The sequence below is a fragment of the Achromobacter marplatensis genome, assembly GCF_002209535.1.
Taxonomy (GTDB): domain Bacteria; phylum Pseudomonadota; class Gammaproteobacteria; order Burkholderiales; family Burkholderiaceae_B; genus Achromobacter; species Achromobacter marplatensis.
This window is the reverse complement of the sequence record NZ_NJIG01000028.1, coordinates 1-16,713: the sequence shown is the minus strand read 5'-3', so window position 1 is coordinate 16,713 and position 16,713 is coordinate 1. Positions and strand designations below refer to the sequence as shown.

General features: G+C 60.4%; 25 protein-coding genes. 3 read left to right on the top strand and 22 right to left on the bottom strand.

The genetic code is table 11. The annotated features are described in order from the left end of the window. From CEY09_RS30500 to CEY09_RS30400, 21 genes are all read right to left on the bottom strand, one after another. Positions 1–342 (bottom strand): hypothetical protein, encoded by a 342-nt coding sequence (locus CEY09_RS30500; protein WP_088591496.1) that lies wholly within the window; start codon positions 340–342, stop codon positions 1–3. 7 nt (positions 343–349) lie between these two features. Further along, positions 350–1,021, bottom strand: a complete 672-nt coding sequence (locus CEY09_RS30495) for a hypothetical protein (RefSeq protein WP_088591495.1) — start codon at positions 1,019–1,021, stop codon at positions 350–352. Further along, positions 1,021–2,454 (bottom strand): hypothetical protein, encoded by a 1,434-nt coding sequence (locus CEY09_RS30490; RefSeq protein WP_088591494.1) that lies wholly within the window; start codon positions 2,452–2,454, stop codon positions 1,021–1,023. The genes CEY09_RS30495 and CEY09_RS30490 overlap by 1 nt, the downstream gene beginning before the upstream one ends. Further along, complete coding sequence (locus tag CEY09_RS30485; protein ID WP_088591493.1) at positions 2,448–2,831, bottom strand: hypothetical protein; 384 nt, start codon at positions 2,829–2,831, stop codon at positions 2,448–2,450. Before CEY09_RS30485 ends, CEY09_RS30490 begins: the two co-directional genes overlap by 7 nt. Next, positions 2,831–3,160, bottom strand: a complete 330-nt coding sequence (locus CEY09_RS30480; protein WP_006224462.1) for a hypothetical protein — start codon at positions 3,158–3,160, stop codon at positions 2,831–2,833. The genes CEY09_RS30485 and CEY09_RS30480 overlap by 1 nt, the downstream gene beginning before the upstream one ends. Then, positions 3,161–3,466: a hypothetical protein gene (locus CEY09_RS30475; protein ID WP_088591492.1), complete on the bottom strand. Its 306-nt coding sequence runs from the start codon at positions 3,464–3,466 to the stop codon at positions 3,161–3,163. Between the two features lie 45 nt (positions 3,467–3,511). Further along, positions 3,512–3,922, bottom strand: coding sequence for a hypothetical protein (locus CEY09_RS30470; RefSeq protein ID WP_088591491.1), 411 nt, complete (start codon positions 3,920–3,922; stop codon positions 3,512–3,514). A 69-nt stretch (positions 3,923–3,991) separates the two neighbouring features. Beyond that, a complete protein-coding gene (locus CEY09_RS30465) occupies positions 3,992–5,089 on the bottom strand; it encodes a phage capsid family protein (RefSeq protein WP_088591490.1) in 1,098 nt (365 codons plus the stop codon). An 11-nt stretch (positions 5,090–5,100) separates the two neighbouring features. Then, positions 5,101–5,844, bottom strand: coding sequence for a hypothetical protein (locus CEY09_RS30460; protein ID WP_088591489.1), 744 nt, complete (start codon positions 5,842–5,844; stop codon positions 5,101–5,103). A 108-nt stretch (positions 5,845–5,952) separates the two neighbouring features. Beyond that, a complete protein-coding gene (locus tag CEY09_RS30455; protein WP_088591488.1) occupies positions 5,953–8,013 on the bottom strand; it encodes a portal protein in 2,061 nt (686 codons plus the stop codon). Beyond that, the gene (locus CEY09_RS30450; RefSeq protein WP_088591487.1) at positions 8,010–9,449 is read right to left on the bottom strand and encodes a terminase large subunit domain-containing protein; all 1,440 of its coding nucleotides are present in this window, start codon (positions 9,447–9,449) and stop codon (positions 8,010–8,012) included. The genes CEY09_RS30455 and CEY09_RS30450 overlap by 4 nt, the downstream gene beginning before the upstream one ends. Continuing rightward, a complete protein-coding gene (locus CEY09_RS30445; protein WP_088591486.1) occupies positions 9,409–9,717 on the bottom strand; it encodes a hypothetical protein in 309 nt (102 codons plus the stop codon). Before CEY09_RS30445 ends, CEY09_RS30450 begins: the two co-directional genes overlap by 41 nt. 416 nt (positions 9,718–10,133) lie before the next feature. Next, positions 10,134–10,544, bottom strand: a complete 411-nt coding sequence (locus CEY09_RS30440) for a hypothetical protein (RefSeq protein WP_088591485.1) — start codon at positions 10,542–10,544, stop codon at positions 10,134–10,136. A 215-nt stretch (positions 10,545–10,759) separates the two neighbouring features. Beyond that, complete coding sequence (locus tag CEY09_RS32225; protein WP_158218697.1) at positions 10,760–10,927, bottom strand: hypothetical protein; 168 nt, start codon at positions 10,925–10,927, stop codon at positions 10,760–10,762. Next, positions 10,927–11,268, bottom strand: a complete 342-nt coding sequence (locus tag CEY09_RS30435; RefSeq protein WP_088591484.1) for a PDDEXK family nuclease — start codon at positions 11,266–11,268, stop codon at positions 10,927–10,929. The genes CEY09_RS32225 and CEY09_RS30435 overlap by 1 nt, the downstream gene beginning before the upstream one ends. Positions 11,269–11,521: 253 nt before the next feature. Next, positions 11,522–11,896 carry a hypothetical protein gene (locus CEY09_RS30425; protein WP_088591482.1) on the bottom strand — a complete coding sequence of 125 codons (375 nt, stop codon included), beginning with the start codon at positions 11,894–11,896 and terminating at the stop codon, positions 11,522–11,524. Next, positions 11,893–12,588, bottom strand: coding sequence for a hypothetical protein (locus CEY09_RS30420; protein WP_113914620.1), 696 nt, complete (start codon positions 12,586–12,588; stop codon positions 11,893–11,895). Before CEY09_RS30420 ends, CEY09_RS30425 begins: the two co-directional genes overlap by 4 nt. Beyond that, complete coding sequence (locus CEY09_RS30415; RefSeq protein WP_088591480.1) at positions 12,563–13,345, bottom strand: hypothetical protein; 783 nt, start codon at positions 13,343–13,345, stop codon at positions 12,563–12,565. The genes CEY09_RS30420 and CEY09_RS30415 overlap by 26 nt, the downstream gene beginning before the upstream one ends. After that, positions 13,345–13,869, bottom strand: a complete 525-nt coding sequence (locus CEY09_RS30410; RefSeq protein ID WP_234818438.1) for a Ref family recombination enhancement nuclease — start codon at positions 13,867–13,869, stop codon at positions 13,345–13,347. The genes CEY09_RS30415 and CEY09_RS30410 overlap by 1 nt, the downstream gene beginning before the upstream one ends. Continuing rightward, a complete protein-coding gene (locus tag CEY09_RS30405) occupies positions 13,841–14,251 on the bottom strand; it encodes a recombination protein NinB (RefSeq protein WP_158218696.1) in 411 nt (136 codons plus the stop codon). The genes CEY09_RS30410 and CEY09_RS30405 overlap by 29 nt, the downstream gene beginning before the upstream one ends. Positions 14,252–14,253: 2 nt before the next feature. After that, positions 14,254–14,565: a CII family transcriptional regulator gene (locus CEY09_RS30400; RefSeq protein ID WP_088591478.1), complete on the bottom strand. Its 312-nt coding sequence runs from the start codon at positions 14,563–14,565 to the stop codon at positions 14,254–14,256. A gap of 34 nt (positions 14,566–14,599) precedes the next feature. Here CEY09_RS30400 and CEY09_RS30395 point away from each other — a divergent pair, with 34 nt between their 5' ends. After that, positions 14,600–14,761 carry a hypothetical protein gene (locus CEY09_RS30395; protein WP_167390190.1) on the top strand — a complete coding sequence of 54 codons (162 nt, stop codon included), beginning with the start codon at positions 14,600–14,602 and terminating at the stop codon, positions 14,759–14,761. 2 nt (positions 14,762–14,763) lie between these two features. On the opposite strand, the gene CEY09_RS30390 is transcribed toward CEY09_RS30395, so the two are convergent. Further along, positions 14,764–14,985 carry a transcriptional regulator gene (locus CEY09_RS30390; protein ID WP_088591476.1) on the bottom strand — a complete coding sequence of 74 codons (222 nt, stop codon included), beginning with the start codon at positions 14,983–14,985 and terminating at the stop codon, positions 14,764–14,766. A gap of 82 nt (positions 14,986–15,067) precedes the next feature. On the opposite strand from CEY09_RS30390, the gene CEY09_RS30385 reads away from it, so the two are divergent. Both CEY09_RS30385 and CEY09_RS32095 read left to right on the top strand, forming a co-directional pair. After that, positions 15,068–15,772 carry a LexA family transcriptional regulator gene (locus CEY09_RS30385; protein ID WP_158218695.1) on the top strand — a complete coding sequence of 235 codons (705 nt, stop codon included), beginning with the start codon at positions 15,068–15,070 and terminating at the stop codon, positions 15,770–15,772. A 13-nt stretch (positions 15,773–15,785) separates the two neighbouring features. Then, a complete protein-coding gene (locus CEY09_RS32095; RefSeq protein WP_143219591.1) occupies positions 15,786–16,169 on the top strand; it encodes a hypothetical protein in 384 nt (127 codons plus the stop codon). The last annotated feature ends 544 nt before the right edge of the window (positions 16,170–16,713 follow it).

Here is a 16,713-nt window from a genome sequence, read left to right as displayed (position 1 = left end):
TCAGGATCCGGAGGTCTCGTAAGCGCCGCCGGCAATCGTGATCGACGCAGCTGCGCTGGCCAGGGCTTGCAAGGTCATACCAGGAGAAAGCTGCAGCCCGATGGCCTGAGGGGGCACTGCCGTAGCGCGGCCAGGCAGTTCAACCGTGTTGCCGATCATGTTGGCAGCCGACGCCGTGCCGCCGCTCGGCACGCGGTGAAGCGTGAACGAAACGACGCCTGTCGTCGTGTTGGTCAGCGACAGGTTGTTGATCGTGGCCGTGGTGCCGGTTGCCGCCGTGTAATAGGGAGCGGCGCTCGTGGTCAGCTGTGCGGCGGGGATAGGTACGGGGATTCGTTGCATAGCTTCCTCAGCGGGGGATTCGGTTCAAAGTGGGTGCAGCGGTGTAGGTGATGGCCACGCGGTCTCCCGGGGACAACTCGATAAATTGGCCCGCCGGCACTACGCCGACCGGCAGAGTCAGCGAACCGCGGGCGAACGAAATTGCGCTCACCGTTCCGCCAGCCACATGCAGCTCTTCACGCGTCGACGCTGTGTAGGTCATAGGCGACGCGGTGACCGAGATCGCCGCCCCTCCTTGCGGGGGCACATAGCCAGCGGCAAATATCGTCTCAGTCGCAAAGGGGCTGTCCAAGTTCGAGCGGCCAGCGACCATTTCGCCCAGATCAGGCCGAGCTGGCTCGGTGCGCCCGGGCATGCATTGCATTTCGACCGAAACCGCTTGCGCCACCAGGTCCTGAAGCCCGGAAGCTCCAAGCATGCTCAGCGACTCGACGCTCAGCGCCGCGTCCTGCGCGGCCAACGGGCCACCCAGCGGCGGCATGATGTCGCTGTCCGGGGTGATGATGTCGACATCACCGCCCGTACCTCCCACGCGGATCGTGAACTGGCGCAACAAGGCCATGAACTCGCGGGTCGGATAGCCAAGCGCCTCCCCGCCATTCGGCAGCGGCACCCGAATCAGTACCGTGCGCGGATTTGGCAGGTTGATCTGCGTTACCTGCTGGATAGGGTCGGCCATCAGGCGGTCCCTTTCTCGACGTCAGCATATCCGCCCAAGATCACGCGCTTCACGGGATCGGTAATGCTGATCTCGAACACGCGATTGCGCCCGCGGCCCAACCGGTTCCATTTAGCGCGGGCGCCGTACTTGCCGATCGGGCCCATAGACGCCTCGCGCCGGTTGCTGAAAGTGTGACCACCGTCGTCCGAATAGCGCAGCATCATCTTCGGATCTTCACCCTGGCCGGTCGGCAGGCCCACCCCCGCCTCTACGTCGACCTGCAGCGAACCGTAAAACAGGAATTTCTGTTCATCGGCCAACGTCGGCGCCGCGCGCAAGGACAGGATCGCCGCGCCGTCATCGGTGAACGCGTTCAAATCCAGGGCGTACAGGATGCCGTTTTCCCAGTCGCCCACGATGTTCTGACCGTTGAATGCAGCGTGGCAGTTGGCGCGGTGGCGATGCAGCTTGCCGGTACCGGAGTCCAGCCAGGCGCGCTCGGCCCAGGTGCCCGTGGCGGCGTCGAAATGCCAGGTTGCGTCGGCGCTGGGGAAGGTCAACACGTAGAACGTGTGCCCGTCCTGCTGATATGTGAACGCGCGGGCGTCATCGATGCGCGGATAACTCTGCATCGCAAACTCAAGGCCGTGGTCCGACATGCGCGCCGGGTTGTAGTTGGCCGCGCGCCACACGATGCCCTGTCCGTTTTCGTCCTGCCCCAGCCACACGACCGAATTGTCGAACCGCTTCGCACTGGCAGGCGCTACACAGCCGACCTCGATAAAGGCAGTGCCGCTGGCTTCCAGAGGGAAATTCGCGTTCCCCGTGTTTTCATAGATCTGAACTGTGGTTTCTCCGAGTACCCAAAGCTGACGATGGTCGGTCAGGTGCGTGACAATGTTGTCCGGCGCACCCTCGGCGCTGGTGAAGTCGGTGCCGTCCCAGGTGCGACCGTCCCCCAGCGCGCTGATCGAGAACTGCTCGGCGTTCGGCGTCTCAGCCACGAAGTAGCTGTCGATGTAGGAGACGGTGCGCGCACCGGCGGGAAATTCTCCATCGGCGATCCGGCCAAAGCTTGCGTCGGGGTTGTCCCAGATGTAGCCCGACACGCCATCGACCAGCATCAACTGGCTGCTATTGGCCTGGATCGACACATCCCCGGTGCTGGTATCCAGCGTGCCGCGCTCCGTCGCTACCCAAGCCTTCGTGATGGAATACAGCTTGTTGCCGCCCACGACCCACAGTTCGCCCTTGAACACCTCGGCCGCGCGTACTTCACACGGCGCGTTTGGCAGCACCAGCTTGCGCACCAAGCCCGGCGTGCCGATCAGCGCCGCACGGGCGCGACCGTCAGGGCCGCCGGCTTCCAGGTAGAAGTTCACGCAGCGCTGCGCGTTCAGATTCATGCTGCGCGCGCGGTAGGCGGGGCCGACGAATGGGATCTCTACCATGGAATGACCCCCCAATTGCCTGGGCCATAAGGCCAGCGCCAGCCGTAGTCATTGCCCCACGGGTGCGGTCGATCAGGCGTGCCGTACCCGAGGATCCAGCCCATTGCAAGGGTGGTGGGTACACCGTTCACCACGCCCTTGAGCGTGTACCAATTCCGCCAGCACAGACCTACCGGGACGGTGAAGGAGCTGCCGACGGGAATCAGCCCGTCGAAAGGCCCCACCGTCGTCATCGCAAGGTCAGTGACCTGCGCCGGGTCGATCGGCTCTTCGTCACCGTCGCGCTGATACACCTTGACCGTCAGCGTCACCTCGTCGCCCTCATACAGGCGCAGGTCGCGGCGCTTCGCGCCATTCAGAGCAACAGCGATTTCCATCAGAAGTACTCCGCCCGCGTCACGCCCACGTCCGTGAGCGCCACCGCCGCCTCAATCTCGCGCATGCCTGACGACCACAACGATGCGTCAGGCGCACGCTGGAATTCAGGTGCGGCCAAGTAGGCGCCCATGAAAACATACGGCTCTTGGGCATAGGCAGGAACATCGTTCAGCGTCCAACGGAGCAGCCCGCGCGTTTCGAGCGCAGCGTGGACTGCGTCCAGCTTTTGCTCGACCACCTCGATATCAGCCGCGTCGGCGCTTTCGCCGGCAGCAAGGACGGTGAGCTTGCGCAGTACGCGCGGGGCCAGCTCGCGTTTGGTCGCCATTTACGCCGTCGCCTGGTCGTACAGCGCTTGCAGGTCAGCCTTCAGCGCGCCGTCGGGATACGGCACGTCCAGGCCGTCCAATGCAGCTTTCAGTTCTGCGACGGTCTTCGGCTTGGCATCGTCGTGATCGTCTGCGACGGCGCCACCATTGAAGTGACTGTTGGCCGCAAGCTTGCGGAATGCCGGGGTATCCGGGACGTCCACCGGCTTCCCGAGGGGGAAAGTGTGTTCGCCGATCACCAGATCCTGACGCTTCTCGCCAGGGTGGGAGGGGTCGCCCGTAAAGGTAAGTTTGATCGTTTCCATGCAGGTCTCCAAGCGGGCCGACCCGAAGGCCGGCCCGCGGTTGGCTTACGTGTTGCGGGGGACCACCAAGATGTACCCGGCCACATAGCCCGCAGCGCCGGTGGAGGCGGTGCCGGTGTAGATGTCGATGGTGTCGTTGGTGGCCAGGACCAGGGGCGAAGCAGTGGCCGCGTTCGCACGAATGACGGCGCCACTGCCGGCGGCCACGAAATAGTCCGTGTCGCCGCCATAGCCGACGTCAAAGGTCGCCGTACCCGCTCCGCTGGTCACCAGCATCACGTCCAGCACCACCGAGCCGGCCTGGATGACCGGCGACTGGATCACAGTTCCGGAAGGCTGCGCGGCAGTCCAGTCGTAGCGAAACGGGATCGCCTTGACCGATTGGCCATCGCCCACGCCGGGCATGACGTCGCGCGGTTTCGTATCGCCCACGCGGGCGGCATTGACAGTTGCCATGAAAATCTCCTTGAACAGACGAAAAAGGCGCCCTGTGGGCGCCTCGTCTCGTCTCAGTTGGGTCAGGTGTTAGGCGTCAGCCACGGCTGCGGTCAGCACGGAAACAACGCCGTTCTGAACCAGCGTTTGACGGTCTTCCAGGCCGGTGCCGAACATCAGCTTCTCGATGCCCCGGATTTCCTGGATGCCCACGCCATGGCGGAAGCCATAGTCGCGGACGTCCGTGGTCGAGCGAGTGCGTTGCGCCCAAGCCAGGCCCAGGGCACCAGCGCCGCACAGGAAGTTGAAGCCCACATCGATGCCACCGGCGCCCACGCCCGGGATGACGCCGATTTCCGGCACCTCGCGGATGATCACGCCGTCCCAGACCAGATCACCGCCGGTGAACAGCGGGTTGGTGCGCACATTGCGTTCGCGCGCGTCGCGGTTCGCCTGGGTCATTTCCGGAGCGTTCTGCAGGTCCCGGAACGACAGCGCATTCGCGAACATCACGAACCATTCTTGGTCTTCGGTCGTGCGCGTGGGACGGATATGCGGCGTCGCGGTCTGCGCCATGCGCTTAGCCAGGCTGATCAGCTGGGGCGTCAGCTTGTCGGCCGTGTTGTCAATGTTGGCCAGCGATGCGGACCAGTCGTTCCCGGCGTTGTTGCTCTTGGCCGCACCGAACAGCACGCGGTCAGCGTTGGCGGCCAGGAAGGCGTCCTTCTCGGCCTCGGTGGCCTGCTCGTACGGCACCATGATGCCGGCAGCGTTCGGGATGAACTTCAGCGCAGCGGTGATGTCGTCGCGCATCGAATCCAACGACCATTGCTTCAGCGCGCCGCGGGCGGCCTGGCGAATGTCGATCGCGGACTTCTGCTCGTCCCACTCGGTCATGACGACCGCATTACGGCGCGGGGTGACCGCAACCGTCATGGAACGCATGTCCAGTTCGGCCTCGTTGCCTTCCAGCACCGTGTTGCCACGGACGCCGCCGCCGATGGTGCGCACAGCCGCGAAGGTGACCCGATCACCCGGTTTGCGGGACAGATCTTCCTTGGTGCGGAAGATCGATGATTCGCCGGTACCCATGAAGCGGCGGTAACGGTTCTCGCGGACGTATTCCTCGAAGTATTCCGAGTCCCAAATCTGCGGGGTAAGCCCCGCGCGTGCGGTAGTTTCAGCCATTTACGGCTCCTTTATTTGAAGATGTCGTCGAACGGCCGTGGCCCAGTAAACGCCGCAGCGGATCTGCCAGCGGTCGATCGGGCGGTGGCCAGGGAAGTGGGCAAAGCTGCGGCGGGCGCAGGGGTCGGAGCGGGCTGGGCAGTCGCGTCCGGTTGCGCTTGCATTTCGGCCAAAAGTTCCTGGCGCAAGCGCTCCTTGTATGCCGCAGGGTCGTCGCCGATCTCCCGCATCGCGAGCAAGCGCGCGCCCTGCTGGTAGACGTATTCCCAGGGGTGGCGCTGGTTCAGAAGCTCGGCCCCCATGGCCGGATTCTTCGCAGCGGCGGCTTCCCAGGCAGCGAGCTTTTCGTCCATGTCGGCATGCTTTTCGCGTGCAAGCAATTCCGACGTGTGCAAACGCTCGTTGAAGGCGAATTCCTGCGGTGTCATCTCGCGTTGAGGTTGCGGCGGCTGCTGGGGCGCATGCTGACGCGCCTCCAACTGCTTGATCTGCTCCTCGTAGCGGATAGCCTTTTCCTTCCAGTCCGTCTTTTCCTTGCGTACTGCCTCAAGCGCGGCAAGCGGGACATTCTTTTCATTTCCAGGGGCTGGCGGCTCCCCAGTCGCCGGATCGGCAGATGCCGGTTCCTGCGCTTCGCCCTTCGGAGCTTCCTGCGGTTCAGCTTGCGGTTCCGGCGCCGTGGTGGGCGCTGGTTCAGCTTGCGGTTCTGCGGGTTGCTTACCGTCGAAAATAGTCTCGAAGTCCTGATCACTCATTGCGCTCTACCTTCACGCCCGATTCAGCCCGGCGGCAGCTTTAACGCCCGAATTCCCCGGCGGCGGAATAAAAAAACCGCCCGAAGGCGGCTGTGAAACTGGGACTCGTCAGATGCTGACGCTTCCCCTGAATTCTGGGGCGGTTGGCATCGTGACTAGCAGCGCAGTCTCGACTTCAGTCTGCTGCGCTTGTGCGTTGGTCTTCCGGATGTCTGCGACGTCTTTGGCGACGGACACTTGCTGCGCCATCGGGTCGACCGGCTGCTGCTGGTCGGGCTTCATGACGGCCATGCGGCGCGTCTCGGCGTCGGTGGCCTTGATAGCCAGATCTGCTTGCTTTTCTCGCAGTTGCTGCTGCATCTGCTGCATGGCTTCGCCCTGCTTCTGGAGCTGCTGCTGCATCGCCTGAATCTGTTGCTGAACCTGGGGCGGCAATTGGTTTCCGGCCTCCATTTCGTCCAGGATTTGGTCCTTGTTGCGCAGGCTCGACGCCTGGATGATGGCTTTGGGCGGGATGGGCACGCCGGACTGAGCCAACTGGGCAAGCTGCTCGAACTGTTCCCCCTGCAGAGTGGCCAGGTCGGGGCCCTCTTCGATGACGATGTCCACATCCAGGCCGCTTACATCGTTTTCCACCGCCACAGGCTGCTCGAGCAGCGCCGGGTCTTGGGGAGGTAGGCCGAACTGCTGCGCGGCCAGCATGAGGGCCTGCTCCTGCATCTGGGGCGGAAGCTGGGCCAAACGGTCCTTTACGGTCACCGTCTTGTTCAAGCCGACCCATTTGATGTTTCGTTCGTCGTCCGTGACCCGAACCCACTTTTCGTCAGTCCAGAACTGCTTGATGCGCAGCCACACCGCCTCGTAAACGTCGCGCGTCCACTGGCGCAGCTCGTCCACGGTAGGCTCGACCTCAATACTTCCGGCCTGCTGCTGGGATTGGATAGCTCGGCCCGATAGCTGGCGCTGATCCTTGCCTGCCAAGGAGGCATTAGGCCCGCTTGCCTGCATTTCAGCGGTGACCTGCTGCAGTAGCTGCATCTGGCCCGCGGCCATATCTCCAGTGGGCAGAATGCCGAAGTTCTGGCCGAACGTGGCCCCACCATTCAATTCGACGTGACCATCAGGGCGCGCGAGCTCGCGCTTGGCCTTCGCCACATCCTTGACGGCTTCCTGCGTGCCATAGGTCTGACGCTGGTTCAGCAGATGCAGGGCTTTGGAGCGGCGCTTATTGATTTCGTCTTGCGTGTCGATCCAGTCGCTGACCGCGCCGTATCGATTGTTTTCGCGGTCGATGTAGCAGGACCGCATGATCAGAGAGGGGGTTGGCTGCCCGTACTTGTCTACATAGGGGGAGACTTGCGGGTCAACTAAGAACCCGCCGCGCGTGAACGTGGCCACCATCCAGGTGCCGTCGGCATCCTGGTAATGCATCTGGACGATGCGCACGCGCGTGCGCCGGTTGTCCGACCACATGCCGTCCTTAGGGCGGTCGTCGTAGGTTTCCGACATGGCGCCGGTCGCCAGGGAAGCCTCGATGGCATCCTCCCGGTCCGGGTAGGTGGCCATCGCGTCGGCTTTGTCCATCCAGATGACGATCCCGCGATAACGCGCATCAGAGAAGTCCGATTTGCGGCTGTGCGGGTCGTACACCAGGCGATCCCAGGGGACATACTGTACTGAGACGATCACATCGCCATTCGGAGCCTCTTCGACGACAATATCGGCGCCGCCGTACCCCTCTATCATCATGTTTTCGTAGACCGACGAGCGCACAACGTCGAAATCGTTCTCGTCTGCCACGAAGCGCAGCGCGTCGGTGGCGGCGTTGGCGCCCTGCTCGTCCTGCGGGTTGCGCGGGAATGCCTTGGGGTCAGTGCGGGAGCGTCGCTCCAAGCCGCGCAGGATCTCGATCTTGCGTTTGATGTAGTTGACGACTACGGGAGGCTGCCCGCGCTTTTTCAGCGCGGCGATTTCCTCGGTGGTGAGCTGCTTGCCGTCGTAGTAATCGCGGTTGCGCTCAGCGCGCAGGCGGGCGTCGCGCGTTCCATCCTCGGCCGCCTCAAAATCGCGGACGAGCCGGTCCAAGTGGTGATCGTACTGACCGCCGGACGTGGCTAGGGCCGCATCGGGCACATATTCACCGTCCAAGGTTGCCAATCTCACGTTCATGCCACTTTCCAGTCAAATTCATCAGGGTCTGATGCGCCGAATGCGCGGTCCCACCTGTCTTGCGCCTTTGGTTGCGCCTTAGCGCTCACCACCGCAGGATGCGCTTCGTCTAGCGCGCGTCCGATCATCGACGCCGTGTCGACGTCGTCGTCGTTCTTCCCAGTGGGGAACTTCAGGAATTCGCTGATCTCCGCGCCAGGCTCAAACCAAACCCGGCCCATTGCCATACGAGCCTGGAAGCCGCGTGCACGGCTTGGCTTGTCCGATACGCTGGGCAGCCATTCCATACGGCAAAACACGTTCCGCTCTCGCATACGGCGGGTTAGCATCGGTTCGACTGCCTTCTGGATCACCCCAGCCTCACCAAACCAGGCAAAGGGGCGCCATTCCTGAATCAAATCGAGCTTTCGCTCTATCCATTCATCAGCAGATGTCTGGCCGCGCCATCCGCCGAGCCGGTAGATGTCACCAGATGGGTCTACTCCCCATACCCGGTGAACCGTGTAATCCCCGCCGCCATCCGTCACCGCGTAATCGCTGGTGCCATAGATGGCCAAATCGCGGGGCTTCTCCTTCCATTCCTTGAACCAATCGCGGCGGAAATAACTGCCGTCGTCGGGCGCCGGATCCTGCTGGTAGAGAGCATTCCAATCCCGCTCAGGTAGCACAGCCTTGATCTGCAACAGCCGCTCGATCGGGTAGTCTTCCTGCCAAAGAGCGCGGCCGGCACCGTCAATAGCGGGAAGGCTAAGAACGTCCCACTTGTCCCCACCATGCTCCTGCTGCTCTAGCAGACGGCCAGAAAGGTCGTCTTCGTGCCACCGGGTGTTAATGAGGACAATCGCCCCGCCTGGCATCAACCGCGTGTATGCGGTCGACGTGTACCAATCCCACACCCGGCGCCTGCGGAGTTCGCTGTCAGCCTCTTCCCGGTCTTTGAACGGGTCATCGATCAGAAAGATGTGTGCGCCGCGACCAGTTACTGCGGTCCCTACCCCTGCTGCCACGTACATGCCGCCACCGCTGGTATGCCAACGGTTCGCAGCCTTGGAGTCAGCAGCCAGCGATACCTTGTAGAGAGCGCTGAATTCCTGCTCTGCGACGATGTTTCGAACTTCTCGGCCAAAGTCGCCGGCCAGATCGCCGTTGTAGCTAGCGGCGATGATCTGCTTGTCGGGGTTTCGCCCCAAGTACCACGCAGGGAAGCGGCGCGATGCGAGCTCAGACTTTCCGTGCCGGGGTGGCATGCAGATCATCAGGCGCTTGCAGTCTCCGCGCTCCACAGCTTCCAATGCCCGCGCTATCTCCTGGTGGTGCTGCGCAGGCCGGTACGATGGCAACGTGTATTTCGTGAACTCAACCAATCCATCCCGCGCCCTACGCCGGGCCAGCAGCTCAGCGGCTGCTGCTTGCGGCGATGGAAGCGAGTTGGTCATCGGTCAGCTCTACTGCTGCTACCTTGATTGGCGGCAAGTCGTCAGCGCCGCCGATGGGTTGGGATGCCTTCCCATAGCCGCGCTCGATCAGCTCTTTCGCCGCCGCTACTCTCGCCTGCGGTGGGGTGTCAACGTTGCGCATGATGCTGGCCAGCGTGTCGATAGCCTCTTCGCCATAGTTCTGCGCCAGCGCTTTAATGTCTGCCGTCACCCGATTCGGGATGCCGGGTTTACGTCCGGCCCCGGGGCGCGCTCCGCCTCGTGCCATTTGATTTCCTTTGATTTTCTTTCAGTGCCCGCGCCAGAACCTGATGGCTTTCACCACCGGGAAAGCGAGGGCGCAGACCGCAATCGAGATGCACACCGCGATTGCTGCGATGTAGGCGAGAAATACCAGAATCTCTTGCATGTCTGCTCTCGGTAGATCACGAGTATTAGGCTGCCGCCTGCAAAGGATCAACGCCTACGAACAGGAGGGACCAGGGCTTGAAGCGCGTTCCCGAGGCGGCAGTCTGATACTCGCGGAAATGAAAAAGCCCCAGCGCGCATTGATATCCGCCGGGGCTTGGTGGGTTCCCTAACTTGTAGCCCGTCGTCAAAGCGGAAGAACCCAAACCCGCGAAGCACATTGGCGCTCTACAAGCGGCCGCACAAGTGACACTTACACAGCCTGCACGTAATACTCTAAATACATCCGGACAGTTCCGCTAGGTGTCCGGACAATTTAGTCTCGTAGCCTGTTGCGTAGCTGCCCCCCATCGTGTGCGATAGCTGCTTGTGGGCGTATTCCAGGGTTTCGTAGTAAGCGGTGCGAGTGGTGCGCAGCAGATCCACCTTCCGCTTGACCGGCCCAGCCCACACATAGTGCGCGGTGATGATGACGCGCATGTCCGGGTGCAGATGGTTGATAGCGGCGTCGATTCTCAACATATCGCCATCGGCTGCGCATGCCTCAGGGCCACTGTATCCCCAGCCGTCGTGGTCTACGCGTTCTTTGGAGAATGCCGCGGCGGTCGGATAGCCCAGGGCGCGATCCTTCCGAATGTCCTGGCGATGTCCCCAGTCGGACAGGAGAATTTCAAGGTTGGTTCGCATTGGGGTTCCCTCCATGCATGGGGCTGGGATAGGCAAGCCGTAGCTTTCCCATCCAATCAATCGAAGAACTTGCAAGCCGGGAGCGGTACCAATCACTGTATGCAGCTTGAGGGGTTATGCCGTAGCCGCATGACCGAAATGAAGCGCATACCCATCCCATAACGCACGTTTGGGGAAAGTGACGCTGCACGATCATGCTCCGTTTTATTCTGGGCTTATCCATCCCACCCCTCCATATACCGGAAGTTGCTGACGTTGCTCGATAGCGTTACCGGGCGCGGGAGGCCCTTTAGCTTCTCGGCTACCTGGCGCATCTGCATGTTGGGGACGTATGCCCGCGCTTGCATGGGCTTGATCTCGCTGGGCTTGGTGGCTTGTTTCATCAGAATTCCTCTACTTGCCAGCCGCCGCCATCGCGCTTTGCGCGGGCCTTCACGGCGATGAACTTGAACGGGTACATGTCCGCAGCGATCTTGATCTTGGCCCGCGCATCGTCCTGCCAGAACCCCTTCACCTCATGGAGTTCGATTTGACCGTCGGGCGCCATCACCGCGAAATCCGGCGTGTAGAACGTGTTATCAGCCAGGCGGAACTTCATCCCCTCGAACTTATGCCAGAGGATGCCGCCCACGGCCTGGAGCTGGCCAAGGTAGTCGGCATAGGCTTGCTCGGTCTTGTTTAGCTGGCCGGTCTTGAGGCGACCTAGGGCGTAGGAGCGGTTCATACCGGCGCCTCCGGCTTCTTCATGACCAAGGCTCTGGCTAGTTGCTTCTCAGCGCTCCTCAGTTCTTTCCTGGCTCGGCCCACGGATTCCTTGCGCTTTTGCACCACAAACTGGTGGGCCTCTTCCCAAGTTTGGAAAGCAGCGTTACTGAGGGCGAACATCCTCGGGTTACGATCTTCGAACGCGGACAGCTTCCGATAGCTGATGTGGCATGTATGGAAAGAAGCGACGAAGTACTTTGGCTTTGCCGCGCTCATGCCGCCACCTGCGCCCGCAGCACGCGGAAAGGGTCGACCGAGTTCGGGTTCCATCCAGCGCGCAATGTACGAACCAGTTCATCAGCCATGGCAACGGCACGCTTGCGCTCATAGACGTTAATCATGGGCTGCGGCTTCTCTTCGTCCTCAACATCGACCCATTGGTAGATCGCCGCACGTCCTGATCCAGTACCTTTGCGCTCCCCTGTCTGCTCGACGTGGCCCTGGCACATCAATCTGCGGATTACGCCGTCCGCTCTGCGCTGATCCAATCCGATCAGTTCTCCGACCTCTTTGATCGTGTGGGGGCCATAGATGCGCAGGCAATTGACAATCGCCACGCCCCATTTGTCGTGAGTTGCAAAGCTCATGATTCCTCTCCTTTCGCCTTCTTGAGCATCGCCGCGATGGTCGGCGACGGTTGTTCGCCCTTGGCAATGCGTTCGTCCCATTTCGCACTCCAGCGCCGCGGATTCTTCCCGGTCTGGTCCAGTGCCTTGTCGGCGCCCATCTTCTTCAAAGCTTCAGCTGCCTCTTCCTTCGTCGCCACCGTTTGGCCCGGAGCCGGTAGAGCCGTTCTAGGCTCCGGAATGGGTGGGTGGCTACCCTTCCCTAGCTCCTCCGAAAAAGTCTTCTCCCAGCGGCCTTTAATCGAGCCGTAGGTGCTGTTCAACAGGTCTACCGAGCTCACCGAGATAGCTGCCCAGTAAATCGAGGGGTGCGACCAATGCCCCATTTCTCCCCGGCGCCGGCACGACAGGCCGTGCACCGCTTCGTGGTACGCAACCTCCGGCGACATCCACGGCCGGCACAGGCGCATGAATTCGGGCAGGCTGGGCGGCCATTCACGCTGTTTGCAGGCTTGCAGGCCGGTGGCGATCTCGTCGCCAGAGAATCCCGCCAGGTCTTCAGCCCACACCTCGTGCATCGCCGCATCAGGGACCGATCCCCACATCTTCGGCAGCTTGTCGCCGTACATCGCGGCAAAGCGCTGGAAGAGTTTCTTTATCCAGGGCATCGGCAAGCCCTGTGGTACGTCAAACCGGTTGGCCAGTGCTTGCATCGAAAGTCCCCATGTCTCGCATTTCGGGTTGCGGATCGCTCCACAGGTTTTTCATCCAATCGTTGTTCTTCTGCGTTTGGGTCGGCTCTCTCGGCTGGCGCTTTGGCGCAGATGACCTCAGCACGCGCTGCATGTAGCCGACCGGTTCCAGCACCTGTTCGTCAGCACATGCCTGGATGGCGGCCAAGATCGATTCCTCGGGGAAGTCACGGCAGAACGAGCCAAGCAACGTCCTGGCCTGTTTTTCAACGAGACCGGCAGTTGTTAGCAAGGGAAGGCCACGAGCAAAAATCTGCTCCTTGGCGGTTGTCGGGCGAGACGGCTTGCCGTCCGCGACAGCGGCTTGGTTTGAATCAGGAATCAGTGAATCAGGAATCAGTGAATCAGGGGGATTTCCACCGTCTTGCTTTCGTTCATTAACGGTTGCTTCACCGTTATTGCTTGGAAGCGTGCTTGCCTTCTCTGTGTGGTGCGGGCTCTGGTGCCTAGAGAAATTGCACACCATGATGACCTTCACACCCTCTGCCTCATAGCGTTCAATGAAGCCGTTTTCAGCCAACAGAGACAGCCCTTGCTCAACGTCCACGTTGTCGGCTGGGAAGATTTCCATCTTTATTTTCTTGGGCCGGTCTTCCAACTTCCCGTCTCTATCCGCCAATGTCCAGAGTCCAACGAACAAAAGACGGTGTTCGAACGGGAGTTCCACCAAAGTGTCGTTCTTGAAGAACCCAGGCTTAATGTTTCTTGCGCGTGCCATTACGCTGCCTCCAGCATTCCAGCAGCTGCTAGGGCTGCGTCAGGGGCCACATGCCCGCGGGCCTGCAGCACCTCGATAGCGGATATCAGCAAGTCGCGCTGGCGTCCGTACTCCGATTCAAAGCGGGCCTTCCAGGGGTGCACAGCAATCAATCCAGGGGCTCCGGTGCCGTCTTGATGATGGCCGGCGCAGAGCGGCAGAACGAGCCAATGCGCGTCCGGCTTCGTGCGCCCGTCGATGTGATGGATCAGGACATTGAAGTTGCCAATGCCATCCATACGGCAGGCCACGCAGCCGACATCACGGCACAGCGCGTCATGGAACCGCTTCTGAGCGGCTGAGGGAGATTTGCCTTTCATGACATAACCCCGCACCAAACCAACACAGCCGCGGCATAAGTCACGGAGCAGAAAACCCATGACAACCACTTGGGCAATAACGAGGCGCCATAAATCGCCGACAGAACGATCAAGAACCAAAATTTGAAATCGGTGCTCATACCCACCCCGGGATGTGCGGCTCATCGGTCCACTGAACGCTGTTCATGGCACCGAATGCCTGGATGCTTTCGATCAGTTCGGCCATGTCCTTGACGCTGATAGTCCGGGTTTGCTGGCCAAGAGAAACAACGCCCTTGCCATCCAAAGACGGCACCAGCTGCATACGGTCGGTTTCGCGCATCCAGGAATCGACAAGCAGGCGCTTCCAGTCTTCAACGCCCAGCTTGCGATTCATCCAGGTCATCTGCGCCGCGATGTCCGCGCACATGGCGTGCAATTTGGCGTTCTGGTTCAGACTGCGGTTCGGCTCCTGGATAGCCACATAGTGACCGTCAGGGGCGTTCAGGACAGCCTGGATCAGCATCTGGCGGGTTGCCGGCGTGACACGGATGCGCGACTTGTTCATCGCTAGGCCTCGTCTTCGCTCTCGACTTCGGCCAGCAACCAGTTCGCGGCCCATCGCTTCAGGACCTTCTGGTCGTGCGGCGTAGTCACAACGGAGTTCTTCGGCGACACCTGAAGACCGACGGAAGCCAGCATCAAGCAATACTGATAAAGGCCCTCTTTCATGCGACTCATTGTGCTTGGATCAATACCAGCCAATTCCGCTGCACGGACCTGCGTGACGTGTGCAAGCCGCCTCAATATTTCCGACTCAGTTCTTGCGGCTAACTTGCGGGTGATTTCCTGCCGGTCGGCAGATACTGGTTGCGTACTCATCGTGTACATCCTGTCAATGAGAGAGAAAAAGAACGTGACTGAAACCGAAACCCTGCTGACCAAAGCTCAAGACATCGCCCTGCGCGCCTTCGAAGAACCCAGCGAAAGCGCCGTGATGGACATCTTTCGTAGGCTCTGCTGCGAGCAAGACGAGGCTCGTATGAGCCGGGACGTGGGAATGGGGGTTGTGCATTGAACTCATCGCACCAACTCGGGCCAGATGCGCGCCCAATCATCTGGGCGGAGATCTGCTCGGGAGATTTCCCCGTGGGTGACCCGCTCGATATCTACGCAGCGCTCGATAGGAATCGGACGCCTACCGCTGATCCACTGCCAGGCCATGGATTGAGTGACGCCCACGGCGCTAGCAAATGCAGCCTGGGTCGTGCCGGTCTTTTGGAGGTATTGGGCGATGTTCATGGCCCAATACTAGCAACGCTAGTTCTAGGAGTCAATAGCAATGCGAGTTGCGCAGCTTACTAGCGTTGCTACATTGCCGCACATGGCAAAAGCATCACCACAAATCGAGCAATGGCAGCTTGAGGACGCTCGGCGTCTAAAAGAGCTGTTCAAGAAACACGCTCGCCTGAACCAAACAGAGTTCGGGGTTAGGTATGAGATTGGCAACCAGGGCTACGTGTGGCAGCTTATGAACGGCCGTCGCCCGTTGAACATCGATACGGTCAAGAAGTTTGCCGATGGCCTGGGATGCTCTATCGATGAGATCAGCCCTACCTTGGCCAAGAGAGTGTCCGAGGCATCCAATCACCTCTCCACTTCCGGTGATGGCTCTGAATTCGTTCCCATACGTCGGCTAGATGTTCGTCTTTCGGCTGGCCATGGTCGGCTAGTGACATCCGAGGACGAACTTTCCCGCCTTTCGTTTAGGGCAGACTTCTTACGTTCCGTAGGGGCTTCCCCGGACCAAACTGTTTCAGTTTCGGTGAAGGGTGACAGCATGGAACCCCTCATACCAGACGGCGCAACAATTCTCGTTAACAGGGGTAGCACGTCCGTAGTCAACGGCAAGGTCTATGCATTCAGATCTCACGGAGATCTTCTTGTAAAGCGGCTTTATAGGGGGAACGGCGGCTTCATTGCCAGATCCGAAAACCCTGCAGGCGGTTATCCAGATCTTCACCTAGATGAAGCAGACCCCGACATAGAAGTTATAGGGCGAGCCTTCTGGGTCGGGTTCAAACTCTAGGAGGGATTTAGCGGTGGCGAATTATCGTTCTTACGCAAGCGGCCAGAACTACCTGGAGCCAGGGTCGTTGGAGGCTATCAGGGCAGATTCGAAACGCATTCCAGAGCGGACATGGTCCTGGGTGGCCATGTTTGCGTTCGGTGGGTTGGCGTGGTCGTGGACGCGCAATGAAGCAGCGTCGATTTTGTTCGCTATTTTGGGCTGGGGCATGGTCGCCGTGTTCTATCGAGTCGAGCGTTTGCATTTCCAACAGCAGTTCCGTGAAGAGTACACACGCGCAATTGTTCGAGAAGTAGCGGCCGAAATATCCTTTGATTTGGAGCGCCTGCGGTCTGACATCGACCCACTTCTTTCACCTCATCGACGCGACTACCACGATCCAACGCGAGACGCTTGACTTCAAGCGCCACTGAATAGCCCGCTTCGGCGGGTTTTTTTTCGTCCGTTACAACTTTGTACTAGCGGTGCTATTGACACGCCAATACTAGCAGCGCTAGTATTCTTCTAACGCAACCCGAAACGCAGAACGCCTAGGCGGAAGCCAGCTAGTGACGGAGTCGGGTGCAGCAGAAGTACCGCAACACCGCTCTTTAACAACCAGCAAAGCGATAGAACAGGCCAATGACCGCAAGGTGGCTAGGCCCAGGGCGCAATCCTCTTCCCCTGATCAAAGACGACGATGCAAGCGCACAAAAGGTGCCACTGCATGAGGCTATCTATCCCTTGGCTGGCAACTGGACTGCTGGCCCTGCGGTGGATTGAAGAAGCAGCGCGTGGCTTGGAGCCGATGACCAACTATCAAGGATTACTTGAGAGTTGCGAGGGAACAGCCAGGTAGCGCGCTGCTCCGGAATTCATCCGCCAGCCCGTTCCTAGAGCGGGCTTACGAATGAACAAGGAGAGAGAAATGGCCAACATCAAGTACTTCAGCGACGTGACTG

What these genes read in the sequence shown, in the direction of transcription:
- CEY09_RS30440 (WP_088591485.1), bottom strand. Translation starts at nt 10,544, where the DNA reads ATGCGAACCAACCTTGAAATTCTCCTGTCCGACTGGGGACATCGCCAG.
- CEY09_RS30400 (WP_088591478.1), bottom strand. Translation starts at nt 14,565, where the DNA reads ATGAGTACGCAACCAGTATCTGCCGACCGGCAGGAAATCACCCGCAAG.
- CEY09_RS30495 (WP_088591495.1), bottom strand. Translation starts at nt 1,021, where the DNA reads ATGGCCGACCCTATCCAGCAGGTAACGCAGATCAACCTGCCAAATCCG.
- CEY09_RS30390 (WP_088591476.1), bottom strand. Translation starts at nt 14,985, where the DNA reads ATGAACATCGCCCAATACCTCCAAAAGACCGGCACGACCCAGGCTGCA.
- CEY09_RS30490 (WP_088591494.1), bottom strand. Translation starts at nt 2,454, where the DNA reads ATGGTAGAGATCCCATTCGTCGGCCCCGCCTACCGCGCGCGCAGCATG.
- CEY09_RS30405 (WP_158218696.1), bottom strand. Translation starts at nt 14,251, where the DNA reads ATGAACAAGTCGCGCATCCGTGTCACGCCGGCAACCCGCCAGATGCTG.
- CEY09_RS30420 (WP_113914620.1), bottom strand. Translation starts at nt 12,588, where the DNA reads ATGCAAGCACTGGCCAACCGGTTTGACGTACCACAGGGCTTGCCGATG.
- CEY09_RS30410 (WP_234818438.1), bottom strand. Translation starts at nt 13,869, where the DNA reads ATGAGCCGCACATCCCGGGGTGGGTATGAGCACCGATTTCAAATTTTG.
- CEY09_RS30415 (WP_088591480.1), bottom strand. Translation starts at nt 13,345, where the DNA reads ATGGCACGCGCAAGAAACATTAAGCCTGGGTTCTTCAAGAACGACACT.
- CEY09_RS30465 (WP_088591490.1), bottom strand. Translation starts at nt 5,089, where the DNA reads ATGGCTGAAACTACCGCACGCGCGGGGCTTACCCCGCAGATTTGGGAC.
- CEY09_RS30435 (WP_088591484.1), bottom strand. Translation starts at nt 11,268, where the DNA reads ATGAACCGCTCCTACGCCCTAGGTCGCCTCAAGACCGGCCAGCTAAAC.
- CEY09_RS30385 (WP_158218695.1), top strand. Translation starts at nt 15,068, where the DNA reads ATGGCAAAAGCATCACCACAAATCGAGCAATGGCAGCTTGAGGACGCT.
- CEY09_RS30445 (WP_088591486.1), bottom strand. Translation starts at nt 9,717, where the DNA reads ATGGCACGAGGCGGAGCGCGCCCCGGGGCCGGACGTAAACCCGGCATC.
- CEY09_RS30460 (WP_088591489.1), bottom strand. Translation starts at nt 5,844, where the DNA reads ATGAGTGATCAGGACTTCGAGACTATTTTCGACGGTAAGCAACCCGCA.
- CEY09_RS30500 (WP_088591496.1), bottom strand. Translation starts at nt 342, where the DNA reads ATGCAACGAATCCCCGTACCTATCCCCGCCGCACAGCTGACCACGAGC.
- CEY09_RS30425 (WP_088591482.1), bottom strand. Translation starts at nt 11,896, where the DNA reads ATGAGCTTTGCAACTCACGACAAATGGGGCGTGGCGATTGTCAATTGC.
- CEY09_RS32225 (WP_158218697.1), bottom strand. Translation starts at nt 10,927, where the DNA reads ATGAAACAAGCCACCAAGCCCAGCGAGATCAAGCCCATGCAAGCGCGG.
- CEY09_RS30485 (WP_088591493.1), bottom strand. Translation starts at nt 2,831, where the DNA reads ATGGAAATCGCTGTTGCTCTGAATGGCGCGAAGCGCCGCGACCTGCGC.
- CEY09_RS30450 (WP_088591487.1), bottom strand. Translation starts at nt 9,449, where the DNA reads ATGACCAACTCGCTTCCATCGCCGCAAGCAGCAGCCGCTGAGCTGCTG.
- CEY09_RS30475 (WP_088591492.1), bottom strand. Translation starts at nt 3,466, where the DNA reads ATGGAAACGATCAAACTTACCTTTACGGGCGACCCCTCCCACCCTGGC.
- CEY09_RS30480 (WP_006224462.1), bottom strand. Translation starts at nt 3,160, where the DNA reads ATGGCGACCAAACGCGAGCTGGCCCCGCGCGTACTGCGCAAGCTCACC.
- CEY09_RS30470 (WP_088591491.1), bottom strand. Translation starts at nt 3,922, where the DNA reads ATGGCAACTGTCAATGCCGCCCGCGTGGGCGATACGAAACCGCGCGAC.
- CEY09_RS30455 (WP_088591488.1), bottom strand. Translation starts at nt 8,013, where the DNA reads ATGAACGTGAGATTGGCAACCTTGGACGGTGAATATGTGCCCGATGCG.